The 12,630-nt window shown below is 72.0% G+C and carries 10 protein-coding genes and 2 pseudogenes; 7 read left to right on the top strand and 5 right to left on the bottom strand.

Annotation, left to right across the window (positions count from 1 at the left end; genetic code table 11):
* The first annotated feature begins 187 nt into the window (after positions 1-187).
* A complete protein-coding gene (locus A4E84_RS45345; protein WP_062924982.1) occupies positions 188-865 on the top strand; it encodes a chaplin in 678 nt (225 codons plus the stop codon).
* Between the two features lie 10 nt (positions 866-875).
* On the opposite strand, the gene A4E84_RS02630 is transcribed toward A4E84_RS45345, so the two are convergent.
* From A4E84_RS02630 to A4E84_RS02620, 3 genes are all read right to left on the bottom strand, one after another.
* On the bottom strand, positions 876-1,610 hold the full coding sequence (locus A4E84_RS02630; protein WP_062924981.1) for a methyltransferase domain-containing protein: 735 nt from the start codon (positions 1,608-1,610) through the stop codon (positions 876-878).
* 6 nt (positions 1,611-1,616) lie between these two features.
* On the bottom strand, positions 1,617-5,894 hold the full coding sequence (locus A4E84_RS02625) for an aminotransferase class I/II-fold pyridoxal phosphate-dependent enzyme (protein ID WP_062931251.1): 4,278 nt from the start codon (positions 5,892-5,894) through the stop codon (positions 1,617-1,619).
* A 169-nt stretch (positions 5,895-6,063) separates the two neighbouring features.
* On the bottom strand, positions 6,064-6,549 hold the full coding sequence (locus A4E84_RS02620) for a nucleoside deaminase (protein WP_062924980.1): 486 nt from the start codon (positions 6,547-6,549) through the stop codon (positions 6,064-6,066).
* Between the two features lie 146 nt (positions 6,550-6,695).
* Here A4E84_RS02620 and A4E84_RS02615 point away from each other — a divergent pair, with 146 nt between their 5' ends.
* A complete protein-coding gene (locus A4E84_RS02615) occupies positions 6,696-7,472 on the top strand; it encodes a GNAT family N-acetyltransferase (RefSeq protein ID WP_062924979.1) in 777 nt (258 codons plus the stop codon).
* A 56-nt stretch (positions 7,473-7,528) separates the two neighbouring features.
* Positions 7,529-8,206 (top strand): annotated as a pseudogene (locus A4E84_RS02610) (NAD-dependent epimerase/dehydratase family protein); the annotation flags it as partial.
* 398 nt (positions 8,207-8,604) lie between these two features.
* On the opposite strand, the gene A4E84_RS40280 reads toward A4E84_RS02610, so the two are convergent.
* Positions 8,605-9,045 (bottom strand): SPW repeat protein, encoded by a 441-nt coding sequence (locus A4E84_RS40280; RefSeq protein ID WP_079128828.1) that lies wholly within the window; start codon positions 9,043-9,045, stop codon positions 8,605-8,607.
* A gap of 227 nt (positions 9,046-9,272) precedes the next feature.
* Between A4E84_RS40280 and A4E84_RS43325 the strand changes: the two genes are divergently transcribed.
* The 4 genes and pseudogenes from A4E84_RS43325 to A4E84_RS02605 all read left to right on the top strand — a co-directional run bounded on the left by A4E84_RS43325 (position 9,273) and on the right by A4E84_RS02605 (position 11,557).
* Positions 9,273-9,449: a hypothetical protein gene (locus tag A4E84_RS43325; RefSeq protein WP_167345901.1), complete on the top strand. Its 177-nt coding sequence runs from the start codon at positions 9,273-9,275 to the stop codon at positions 9,447-9,449.
* Positions 9,450-9,568: 119 nt separating this feature from the next.
* Entirely contained in the window at positions 9,569-9,652 is an 84-nt protein-coding gene (locus tag A4E84_RS45630; RefSeq protein ID WP_418082253.1) for a putative leader peptide, read from the top strand.
* Between the two features lie 202 nt (positions 9,653-9,854).
* Positions 9,855-10,086 (top strand): annotated as a pseudogene (locus tag A4E84_RS40275) (NAD(P)H-dependent oxidoreductase); the annotation flags it as partial.
* A gap of 223 nt (positions 10,087-10,309) precedes the next feature.
* Positions 10,310-11,557, top strand: coding sequence for a serine hydrolase domain-containing protein (locus A4E84_RS02605; protein ID WP_079128827.1), 1,248 nt, complete (start codon positions 10,310-10,312; stop codon positions 11,555-11,557).
* Here A4E84_RS02605 and A4E84_RS02600 read toward each other — a convergent pair.
* Positions 11,554-12,603, bottom strand: a complete 1,050-nt coding sequence (locus tag A4E84_RS02600; protein WP_062924978.1) for an acyl-CoA dehydrogenase family protein — start codon at positions 12,601-12,603, stop codon at positions 11,554-11,556. The two genes, A4E84_RS02605 and A4E84_RS02600, sit on opposite strands and share 4 nt — an antisense overlap.
* Positions 12,604-12,630 lie beyond the last annotated feature (27 nt).

Raw genomic sequence — 12,630 nt, 5'->3', positions numbered from 1 at the left:
TTCTGCGCCGGCGGCCCCGGCGAAGCCCGCGTGCGGAGCCGGCATACGAAGGGCTTTACCGCTAGTTCGACAACCGGGCCGCTCGATGGAGTGAAAGGCCGATAAGCCATAACGCGGACCGGCCGCCCCGCGTTCTCTCCGGTGCGGGTGAGTGCCCGCGACACGATGTCTGGAAGGCAGGGGTCCCATGAGACGCCTTACCCGAAACGGAGTGATCGCCGTCGCCGCCGCCTCCGGCGCGATGGCCGTGACCGTCCCCGCGTACGCCGGTTCCGGTGCGGACGGCTCGACGGCCGGTTCGCCCGGGGTGGTCTCCGGCAACACCGTCCAGCTGCCGGTGCACGCTCCGGTGAACGTGTGCGGGAACACCGTGAACGTGGTGGGGCTCCTGAACCCCGCCGCCGGCAACACCTGCGCGAACAAGGAGGACGGGCGGGCCGCCCGTCCGGGCACGTCCGGCGGGGCGGTCGCCGAGGCCGGCGGAAAGGATTCACCGGGCGTGATCTCCGGCAACGGCGTGCAGTTGCCGGTCGACCTCCCCGTCAACGTCACGGGCAACTCCGTGAACGTGGTCGGCATCGGCAACCCGTCGACCGGCAACGAGTCCTCGAACACCCCCGGTGACCAGCGCCCGGTCCGCCCCGAGAACCCGCCGGAACCGGCTCCGGAGCGCACCTCGCCGCCCCGGCCGGACCCGGCCCCGGAACCGGCGCCCCGCAGCGGCCCGCACACCGTCCCGCACGCCGACGGCGCCCTGGCCGACACGGGCACGGACCACACCCTCCAGGCCGTCGCGGTGAGCGCGGCGCTGGTCGCCGGGGGAGTGGTGCTGCGCCGGAGGTTCCGTCCGGGTTCGGGCCGCTGACGGACACGGGCTACACGGCTTCCGCCACCCCCGTGAGCAGCACCATCCCCGAGTCCCCGTAGTCGGGCAGGGTCGGGTCCACGTCGATGTGGGTCACGTCCAGATCCCGGGTCAGGGGCGTGAAGACCTCCGTCACGGTCGCCGGGTTCACCGGGCAGCCCGGCCAGCGGGAGGCCGGACCGATGCGGTATGTCGGCATGTTCTCCATGAACGCGGCGACCAGGTGGCCACCCGGCCGGACGGTGCGGACGAAGGCGCGGCAGAAGTCGGCGAACTCCGCGAAGTCCTCCGTGACGCTCTCGGCGACGAAGTGCATGGAGGCGAGTCCGTACGCGCCCGGCGGCAGGGTCCGGACGTCGGCGTGGACGATGTTCACCGGGGCCAGCGCCCCGGCGAGGGTCGCGGGCACCTCCGGGTTCAGCCGCCGGCACAGGGTGTGGAAGGGCAGCCAGCTCGCGTCGAGACGGTGGCAGATCTGGTCCTCCAGGTAGGCGATGTTGCTCGCTCCGGCCTCCACGGCGTCGATCCTGCGGCACGCGGCGGACGCCAGCATGAGCGGGTACAGGTTGGGTCCCGCCCCGAACTCCACCGAGCGGGCGATCCGGCCGGGCGGGAGGCGCCGGTAGAACGCGGAGTGGTGCGCGATGACCGCCGCGTCCGACGCGTGCACCTCGCGGTAGTTCTCCGCGAGGTAGTCGGAGACCGGCCAGCGGTCCCAGTCCACGTCGTCGTTGTGCGTCGGCATGGCCGGCTAGCCCTTCTGCCGCAGCGGGAAGCGTTCGGACAACCGGGTCAGGGTCCCGTTCAGATGGTCGATGTCCTCGTCCGAGTTGAGGGCGGTGAGCTGGACGCGGAACCCGACCCGGTCCCGGGGGACCAGCGGGTAGGCCGCCAGCGTCACATAGACGCCCTCCTGCCACAGGAACGCGGCGACAGCGTCCAGGTCCGCGGGGTGCGCCAGTGGCACCTCCACGATCGGCAGCCGGTCCGAGTTGAGGGTGCTCACCCCCATGCCCTCCAGGTGGTCGAGGACCCGGACCGTCTTGCGGTACAGGTCCGCCCGGATCGTGTCGCCCCGGCGCTCGTTGACGTCCAGCCCGGCCAGCGCGGTCGCCAGTGACGCCGTCGGCGACGGCCCCGAGTACAGATAGGGCGCCGCCGCGGTCTTCAGCCGGTTCTTCAGCTCCGGTGGCAGGGCGAGGAACGCCAGCAAGGACGAGTACGCCTTGGAGAACCCGCCCACGAGCACGATCCCGTCGTACGACTCCCCGGTGTGCCGCACCACGCAGTTGCCGCGCATGCCGTACGGGCACGTCTCGCCCGGCCCGCGCTCCCCGATCAGGCCGAAGCCGTGCGCGTCGTCGACGTACAGCGTCGCCCCCTCGGAGCGGCACACCGCCGCCAGAGAGGGCAGATCGGGAATGTTGCCGCTCATGCTGTTGACGCCGTCGAGACACACCAGCCGAGGCGTGCCCGGCGGCGTACCGGCCAGCAGGGCACGCAGTTCGTCGAGCCGCTCGGCGTGGAAGCGGTGCAGGGTGGCGCCCTGGGCCCGGGCCACCACGCAGCCGTCGTAGACCGTGCGGTGCGCGGTCGCCTCCACGAAGACGTGTCCGTCCTCCGCGATGGCCGGGATCACCGAGGAGTGCACCAAGGTCAGCGTGGGAAGCAGCAGCGTGTCCGGCGCACCCAGCAGTGCGGCGAGCCGCTCCTCGATCTCGGGGTACAGCCGCGGGCTGCCCAGCAGCCGCGACCAGCTGGGATGCGTACCCCATCGGCGGACCGCGGGATCGACCGATTCCATGATCTCCGGGTCCCAGTCGAAGCCCAGGTAGTTGCACGACGCGAAGTCGATCAGCCAGTGGTCACCGCTGCGGATGTGTCTCCCGCGCACCTCGTCCATGACCGCGTCGCTCATCGGGCTGGTGCGCCGCAGGTGCTCCAGGTCCGCCCAGCGCGCTTCGCGGCGGCCCCGGGCGGCATCGATGCGGGGCCGAGGGGTCTGCGGGGGTGCGAAGGGACGGGCGGTCGGCTCCCGCAGGACGTGCGCGCTCTGCTCCACCGTCAGCGGCCGGGCGAACAGGAACCCCTGCCCGAACCGGCACCCCATGCCGGCCAGCAGATCCCGCTGCGCGGTGTCCTCGATGCCCTCCGCGATGACCTGCAGGCCCAGGGTGTCGGCGATCCGCACGATGCCCTCGACCAGGGCGACCTGCTGGGCGTCCTGTGCGATGTCGTCGATGAAAGACTTGTCGATCTTCAGCACGTCGATGGGGAAGTCCCGCAGGTAACGCAGCGAGGAGAAGCCGGTGCCGAAGTCGTCGACCGCGATGTGCACCCCGAGCTCCTTCAGTGTGTTCAGCACCGTCTGGAGCCGGTCGTCGCGGTGCAGCAGGACCGTCTCCGTCAGCTCCAGCTGCAGGGATCCCGGTTCGAGCCCCGGGGTGCTCAGCGCCTCCCCGACCTGCTCGATGAACCCGGCGTCGCGGAATTGACGGGCGGAGACGTTCACGCTGACGTACGGCGGGCGGCCGGGGCCCGGCAGCCGTTGCAGCCCGATGATGTCGCTGATCGCGTTCTCCAGCACCCACGAGCCCAGCGGGGCGATGTGCCCGGTCTCCTCCGCCAGGCTGATGAACTGCTCCGGTGCGACGGGCGGCCGGTGTTCGTGCGGCCAGCGGACCAGCGCCTCGAACCCGACGACCTCGCCCGCCGTGATGTCCACGACCGGCTGGTAGCGCAGCGCGAACGCCTTGTCGGCGACCGCCTGGGCCAGCTGGGACTGCAGATCGTGCCGCTCGACCATGCGGCTGCGCAGCAGCGGCTTGAAGCGGCGCCACTGCCGCTTGCCCGCCCCCTTCGCCGCGTACAGCGCGAGGTCGGCATGGCCCAGCAGTTCCTCGGCGTCCGTGCTGTCGCGCGCGGTGGCCACGCCCACGCTGGCGGACACCGTCACCGACTCGTCGGCCAGGTCGAAGGGCCTGCCCAGGGTCTGGATCACCTGGGCCGCGAGCAGCTCGGCGTCCAGTGGCTGCTTGGCGTCCTCCATCAGCACCGCGAACTCGTCGCCGCCGAGCCGGGCCGCGGTGTCGGTGCGCCGCAGCGTCCGGGACAGCCGGTTGCCGACCGCGATCAGCAGCTGGTCGCCCACCCGGTGACCCATGGTGTCGTTGACCAGCTTGAAGTCGTCGAGGTCGATGAAGAGCAGACAGGTCATGGACGACTCGCGGCGGCCGCGCAGCAGAGCGCGTTCGATCCGCTCCAGCAGCAGCGTCCGGTTGGGCAGACCGGTCAGCGAGTCGTGGAAGGCCCGCTGCGTCAGCTCCTGCTCCAGCCGCCGCTGCTCGGTCACGTCCCGCAGGGTCACCACCAGACCGGACACGGTCCGCTCGTCCCGGAAGTCGCTGAAGCGGACCTCCACCTCGACGCGCCCTTCGCGGCGGCGCACCCACCAGTGGTCGTGGCCCGCCCCGGAACCCCGCTCCCGTACGGCGGCCAGCTCCCGCGCCGCCCGCTCCCGGTCACCGGGGTCCACCAGCTCCGGCAGGGACACACCGAGGAGCGCGTCGGTGCCGAAGACGGACCGCGCGGAGGGGCTGGCGTACCGGATGGTGTCGTTGTCCTCCAGGATCAGGATCACGTCGGAGGCGTTGCGGACCAGGGTGCGGAAGTACGCTTCGTTCTCCCGCCGGAAGACCTCCTTGCGCAGCGTGACGCGCTCCATCGCCAGACCCGCGTGGGACGCCAGGATCTCCAGGGAGCCCCAGGTCTCGTGGAGCTGCTGCTCGGGGGCGGCGACCAGCAGGATGCCCGGCACGGCTCCGGACGGGCGGCCCGGCTGGGTCATGGGGCACACCAGGACCGACGGCAGGCCGTCGAGCGCGGCGGCGATCTCGGGGTCGAGGACGGCCGGGCTGACCAGCCGGGTGCCGTGGGCGCCCAGTTCCGTCGCCCGCTCCGTGGGGAGCAGCAGCGTCCGATGCGTTGTGTCCGGGCCCATCAGCCGGTCGACCGCCCGGTGGCAGGACTGGTCGACCTCTTCCTGACGGAAGGCGGAGACCAGCGAAGCGGCGGCCCCACGCAGGGCCAGCTCCCGCGTCACCGCGTGGCGGTGCGCCACGACCATCCCCGCCAGCCGAAGGATCACGAGCAGGAACAGCACTCCCGAGAAGGCCGCGATCACGGCGGCGTCCCGGGTATGGCCGCTCAACCCCTCCCAGAGCAGGATCCCCGGCGCGATGAGCGTGGCCACGGCCAGCATGACCAGCCGGCGTGGCGGCGGCAGCAGGGACTCCCGCTGGGGCACGGAAGCCGTCAGCTCGACCATGGAGGGCTGCAGTGCCGCCAGGCCCCAGGCGGTGTAGAAGACGACCCAGCCGAGATCCAGCAGGCTGCCGGTCTGCCAGACGTCGTTCAACTGCAGGATCCCGTACGCGATGTCCGTCACCAGCAGGGTCACCGTGCCGACGACCAGCAGGCGTACGGCGCGATTGGAGCCGTTGACCGGGCTGGGGGTGAGCAGCCTGACCAGCAGGGCCAGCACGAGGATGTCGCCGAGGGGGTAGGCGATGCTGATGGCCCGCTGCTGCCAGGTCAGGCCCTGCAGCACGGTCAGCGGTTGCATCAGGTACACCCATACGGGCAGCGCCAGGCCGGCGGTGACGATCAGGGCGTCGAGCAGGCTCGGCAGGTCGCGGCTGGCCCAGCGGTGGCGTACCAGGCCCGACAGGCCGATCGCGATGAGCGGGTACATGGCGAGGTAGCAGGCGTCGGCCGGGGACGGGAACGGGTTGGAGGCTCCCAGGTACTCCTCCATCACGAAGTAGTACGTGTCGCCCGCGATGAAGACGAGCAAGCCCGCGGCCAGGACCCGCCAGGGCCAGGGGTGGGCGGGCCGGTACAGGCGCGTCCCGATCAGAATGGCGGCGACACCGGCCAGCCCCATCACGGCCCACATCACGGGAACCATCACCGGGATGGTCATGTACACGACGGTGACGACGGCAACCAGGGCGACATAGACGGCCATGAGCCGACGTGCCGGCAGCGAGGACATGTGCCTCCCCCCGTCGGGGAGACCGGGGCGTACGCCTGGTCTTACACCTGGTCCAGTTGGAATCGATCGTAGGTTCGCCCGAGCTGCCCTGCATCTCGGGCGGATGCCCGGCAGGGCGGACCCGGCGCCTCCCCGTGAGGTCTCAGCGGCGTCCGCGGTGGAACCTGACGTGCAACTCCCTCACCTGCTCGGTCAGTTCGGGCACCGGGCCGTCCACGGTGACACCGGGTGCGACCTCCCGCACGGGGAGTGGCCGGACCGGCGCTGCGGGAACACCCAACTCGTCCAGCCAGGTGGTGAGTTGCCCGGACGAGGCGACGTAGACGATGCGCCCGAGGCCGACCCAGGCGTGCGCCGCCGCGCACATCGGGCAGTGCTCGCCGGAGGTGTAGACCGTGGCGGCCGCCCGCTCCCCGGGCGTGAGGTGTGCCGCCGACCAGCGCGCCAGCTCGAACTCGGGGTGCCGGGTGCGGTCGCCCGAGGCCACCCGGTTGTGGTCCTCGCCCAGGACGGTGCCGTCCCCGCCCACCAGGACCGAACCGAACGGCTCGTCCCCGGCCTGCAGCGCCTGTGCAGCCAGTTCCACGCAGCGGCGCAGATGCGGCAGTTCCGTGTCCTTCACGACCATGGGGCGGCCTTTCCCGTGACGATGCGATCAACAGGACCCTAGGGCGCCGGGCCACGGGGCGAAAGGAACGGGGGCGCGGGCCGGGAGGGTGCCGCCGGACCGGAAAACCGTTTGCCGTCCGGCCCGGCGGCTGCTGGAGTCTGCCCATGGATCATGCCGAGTTGCTCGCCCTGTTCGACCGCGACCTGCGTGCGGGAGCGCGGCCGGACGGCCCCGGGGCCCAGGTCGAGCGGACCGGCGGCGTCGTCCGCCAGGTCGCCTCCCCCCAGGGCTGGAACGGCATCGTGTGGTCCGCCCTCGACGAGGCCGGGGCGGACGCGGCGATCGCCGCGCAGATCGGCCACTACACCGGGCTCGGCATCGACTTCGAGTGGAAGCTGTACGGGCACGACTGCCCGGCCGACCTCGGGCGGCGGCTGTGCGCGGCCGGGTTCACGCCCGGGCCCGAGGAGACGCTGATGATCGGCGGGGCCGACGGCCTGGCCCACGGCACCGAACCGCCCGAGGGCGTGCGCGTCGTGCCGGTCACCGGCCCGGCGGGCGTCGATCTCGTGGCCGACGTCCACGAGAAGGCCTTCGGCGCTGACAGCTCCTGGCTGCGCCATCAGCTCCTCGCCCGGCTGGCGGCCGACCCGGACACCGTCGTCGCCGTCGTGGCGATGGCCGGCGGCGAGCCGGTGAGCGCGGCCCGCATGGAACTCGTACCCGGCACGCCCTTCGCCGGGCTGTGGGGCGGCGGCACCGTCCAGCACTGGAGGGGCCGCGGTATCTACCGCACGCTGGTGGCCCACCGCGCCCGCGCCGCCGCGGCCCGCGGCTACCGCTACCTCCAGGTCGACGCCTCCAGCCAGAGCCGGCCGATCCTGGAACGCCTCGGCTTCGTCCCGCTGACCACCACGACGCCGTACGAGTACACGTCGTAGCCGAGCAAGGCGGGGCGCCATGTCACATTCGAGGCCGCCCGATCCGTCGCAGTGTCATGACGACGAACAGGACGAGTCAGAGCATTCTCCTCGCCGGCGCGAGCGGCGTCCTCGGCCGGCACATCACCCGCGCCCTGACCGAAGCGGGTCACAAGGTCACCGGCCTCGGCAGGAGCCGGGAGAACGGCATCCGAGCCGACCTCATGAACCGCGACGCGCTGCTGCGCGCCGTCGACGGGCACCACTTCGACACCGTGGTCCACGCCGCGACGGCCCTGCGCAAGCCCCCCATGCGGGACCGCGACATGTACGCCACCGACGCCCTGCGCACCGAGGGCACGGCCCACCTCGTCGAGGCCGCCCGCGCCACCGGCGCCCGCCGCTTCGTCGTGGAGTCCATGGCCTTCGGGTACGGCTACGGCGACCACGGCGACCGCCCGCTCACCGAGGACGGCCCCTTCGGCCCGCGCGGCGCCACACCGCCGCTGGAGCGGCACATCGCCGGCATGCGGACCAAGGAGCGGCTCGCCTTCGAAGCGGAGGCCCTGGACGGCATCGCGCTGCGGTTCGGCCTGTTCTACGGCCCCGGAGGCACCGAAGCCCTGCTGCCCCTGCTGCGCCGACGGCAGCTGCCCCTGCCCGGCGACCGGGGGCGGGTGCTGCCGTGGGTGGAGCTCACGGACGCCGCCCGCGCGGTGGTGGCCGCCGTGGAGCGCGGCCGGCCGGGGCAGGCGTACAACATCGCGGACGACACCCCCATGGGGTTCCGCGCCCACGTCGAGGCCGTGGCCCGGACCTTCGGGCTGCCGAAGCCGGTGAACGTGCCGCTGTGGCTCTTGAAGCCCATGTCGTACGCGCACACCGTGATGTCGTCCCGGCTCCGCATGTCCTGCGCGAAGGCGGAGCGCGAACTCGGCTGGACGCCGCGCTACGCGTCCAGCCACGAGGGGGCTCGACGCGCTGCGGCGGACGAGCCGTCTCTGAGGCCCGCCCGGCCGAAGAGGCCTACTGGTGCCGACGGCCGTCCGCCGCCCTGCGCCGCGCGGGCCGGGTCCCGTCGCCGCGGGCGGCCACGGGGCGGACGTGGGCGGGCCGGTCCGGCAAGCGGACCGGCCGTCGGCTCCGGCGTTCGCTACGGCCTCGACGACGCCTTCGCCGCCGTTCCGGCGCACACCAGCCCCAGGACCACGGCCAGTGCACCGATGATGATGTTGTTCCACACGACACCGGCGTCCGGGCTTTCGCCCACGATCCACGGTGAGATGATCATCCATATCCCGAGAGCGCACATGGCCCAGCTCAGGCCGTACATGCGCTCGGGAGCACGAGTGAAGCCGAGCGCCAGCAGGCCGATCGCGATACCCATGATCAGGTTGTGGGTCACGAGTGCCGGCTGGCTGGTCGTGTAGTGGACTATCCACGGGGAGGCGGCACAGTACAGACCGAGCAGGAACACCGGTCCGTCCACGAGCGCCACATCGCGGCCGCCGAGCACGCGGGCGTACCGATCCCGCATCTCGGAGGCATCGGGGTGGCTGGTGATGTCACCTCTGGTGGGCGAGACGTTGGCCATGATCGTCTCCTTCAAGGTGCAGGGCGCCCGCGTTTGGAGGGGTATGCGGTAAACGCCGCGTAAGCCTCATTCTGCTCTTACGTCCCCTTTATGTGTAGAGGTCGGCGAGAGGTGGGGGATCTACCCGGCGGTACATGTCCGGCCGGATCGGGGGCATCCGGATGTGTACGACAGCGACCGATCGACGTCGCCCGGCGGGCGGCGCGGGACAGGGGAGGGCAGCGGACGTGACTGCGGCCATCAGCGCGAAGGTGTTGGAACGGTTCCCGGCGGGGTCTCCGCGCGGATCGTGGCCCGCGGAGGAGTACGCGGCCCGCCGCCGCGCCGAGGGCGAGGCCGCCACCGTCGTGATGGACCTGGAGTCGGACGCCTTCCTCGTGGTCGTCCCGGCGGACGAGGACTGAACTCCTCCGTCCCGCACGGCCTTTCAGGCCGCCCTTTGTGAAATCCGCGGTCTGGGATACGAGACGGGCCGCGGATTTCTTGACGGGCGTCGTCTGCCGCTGCCCCCACGATCCATGGCATGACCGTGCGACTGGACCTCACGCGGCGACGCCATGTCGACCTCGCACGCGTCTCCGGCGCTTCCTGCCGCGCCGCAGCCTGAATCTCCCGGCTCGCCGCTTCCCCTAACCACCTCATCCGCCGTCGGACGACTCTCGTCGTGCCGAGAGGGCGCCCTGTGCGGTGAAATTCCCTCACGCCTGATTCGGCGCTCCGGCACGCCCTTCTTCAGTGGCGTCTTCAGTGACGTCCCCGCATTCGGTGGCGCCTCGCGCAGTCGCGCCTGCTCCCGGAAAGGAGAGCCCATGGCCACCGTCCTGTCCGTCTCCGGCGGCCCCTCCGCCTCCTCCCGCACCAGCCGGCTGCTGCGCCACCTCGACCGGCGTCTGGCGGCCCAGGGCCATGACGTGATCCCCGCTCGACGTCCGTACGATCCCCGCCGAGGCCCTGCTCGGCGCGGACTTCCGCCACCCCGCGATCGTCGAGGCCACCGAACTGTCCGCCCGGGCCGACGGCGTCGCCGCAGGGCGTCCGGTGCAGCTCCAGGGCGTGACGGCACCTCCTGCCGCGCCTCGCCGCGCAGGGTCTGTGGCGGCACGCCGGTGGCAAGGAGGCCGCGCCCGCGGCTCAGGCCCCCTTTGCCGGTCGCGAGCTGACACCCCGTTGGTTCCGTTCCGGAAGATCAACCCTGGAGCCGTGGGCGGGCGTCCTGGTCACCGTGGGAGCAGACCCGCCCCCCGGTGACCAGGAGGACACACATATGAAGCGACGCGCCGCACGCACCCTCTCGATCGCCCTGGCCGTGGCGCTCTGCGCCGGTACGGCGGCACTCGCCCCGGCGGCGCAGGCGGCCCAGCCGCAGCACGGCCACGAGGCGACCCGGACCGCGTTACGCGCCCTGGTCGAGCAGGGCGGCCTTCCCGGGGTGGCAGCCAAGGTCCATGACAGCAAGGGGAGTTGGTTCGGCCGGTCCGGTTACGCCGACACCTCGACCGGCCGCAAGCGATCGGCCGGTGACCACTTCCGCGGAGCCAGCATCACCAAGACGTTCGTCGCGACCGTCCTGCTCCAACTGGAGGCGGAAGGCAGACTGAACCTGGACGACACGGTCGAGCGATGGCTGCCCGGCCTGCTGCGCGGCAACGGCCACGACGGTGACCAGGTCACCTTGCGCGGACTCCTCAACCACACCAGTGGCATTCCGAACCACACCGACGACCCGGACTTCATCCACGACGCCGCGGGGCCCGGATTCCCGGAGCACCGGTACGACACCCACACACCCGAGGAACTGGTGGCGATCGCCCTGCGGCGCCCACCGCAGCCCGGCCCGGAGAACGAACCGTCCTACTCGAACACCAACTTCATCGTCGCGGGCATGGTCATCGAGAAGGTCACCGGCCGCACTTACGCTCAGGAGATCACCCGCCGCATCCTCCGGCCGCTGAAGCTGCACGGGACGTCGTTTCCCGGCACGGCACCCCACATGCCGAAGCCCCACCCCGTCGGGTACTCCCGGCTCCACCAGGACGCCCCCGAAGCCGAGATCCACGACGCCACCGAACAGAACATGACCTGGCTGGGCGCGGCCGGCGACGTCATCTCCACCAGCGGCGACCTCAACCGCTTCCAACGCGCCCTTGTGAAGGGCCACTTGCTGCCGCCGCGGCAGCTGAAGGAGATGTTCGACGAGGTCCCGGCCGGGCCGGGCATCGGATATGGACTCGGGGTCGAGTTCGCACGGTTGTCCTGCGGTGTGAAGGTGGTGGGCAAGAGCGGTCGGACGAACGGCTCGCTGTCCGCGATGGTCGGCACCCAGGACGGCGAGCACCAGCTCACGTTCAACATCAACGGCGACTGGCTCCCGGACTCCTCCCTCTACATCGACGTCATCGAGGCGGAGTTCTGCGGGAAGATCCCACCCCGGACGGACCGGACGGACCGGACGGACCGGACGGACCGGACGGACCGGACGGACCGGACACCGGCCGTGGCGCACCTGCGCTAGCCGGACGCCAGCGAGCCGAGGTGCGTCCGGCGTGCCTCGGCCGTCTGGCCCTGCACCAGCAGGAACATCCCCTCGCGCGCCAGCCGCTGCGCCCGGCTGCCCAGGCCCATGGCGCGCCCGCCCCCGGCGACGATCGCCGCGGTGGTGGCCGCGCGCAGGAGGTCGTACGCACGGGTCTTCACGGCCAGTCGCTCCGGTACGCAGCCGGGCGTGACGGGCTGGTCGGCCAGGGCGTAGGCGTCCCGCCGTACCTCGTCGAGCCGGGCCCGCAGCGACCGTGCCGTCTCCTCACCGTCCGGGGTCCGCGCCACCAGGTCCAGCGCCGCGTACGCGATCCCGAACACGGCCGGACTGGCGTTGGCGGCCCGGGGCAGGTCGACCTGGGCGAACTCCTCCTGCGGCGTGCGCAGCACCACGGCCTCCTCCGGCACCCGCAGGCCGTCCAGCTCCAGGGACACCGTACGGGCGGCGGTGAGAGCCGCGAGCCGCATCGGCGCCGACGCCCTCAGCCCCGGCTGCTCACGTGCCTCGGCGAACACGAACACCACCTCGGCCGTGTCCGTCACCCCGGCCAGCAGCATCACGTCGTTCAGACCCCAGCCCGTGTACCAGGGCACCCTGCCCTCGAACCGCCAGCCGCCCTCCTCGGGAACGGCCCGCACGGTCACCCGGGGGAAGGCGCGGACATGGGCGAACGCGATGCCCGCCATCAGCTCACCGGTCGCCAGCGGCCGCAGCAGCTTCTCCCGGACGGGCGAGTCGTACGTGGCGAGCAGCTTCACCGGTGTGTGGTGCTGTGTCTGCACGAACCAGGTGGAGCAGCACGCCCCGGCCAGGATCTCCGCGGTCTCCCGCGCCACGGCCACGGGCGCGTCGGCCCCGCCGTACTCCTGGGGCGCGACCACACCGAGGAGCCCCGCCCGCTTCACCGCCTCGACATGGCTCGCGGGCACCCCCTCCTGGTCGACGCGCTCGGCCTGCGGGAGGAGCAGCTCGCCGGCCAGGAGCTGGGCGCGGGTGACGAGGGGATGTGGTGTGGTGGTCATGGGAGGAATTCTCGCGGCCGGGCGGCG

This window comes from Streptomyces qaidamensis (assembly GCF_001611795.1).
Lineage (GTDB): Bacteria > Actinomycetota > Actinomycetes > Streptomycetales > Streptomycetaceae > Streptomyces > Streptomyces qaidamensis.
This window is presented reverse-complemented; position numbering and strand designations above follow the sequence as displayed.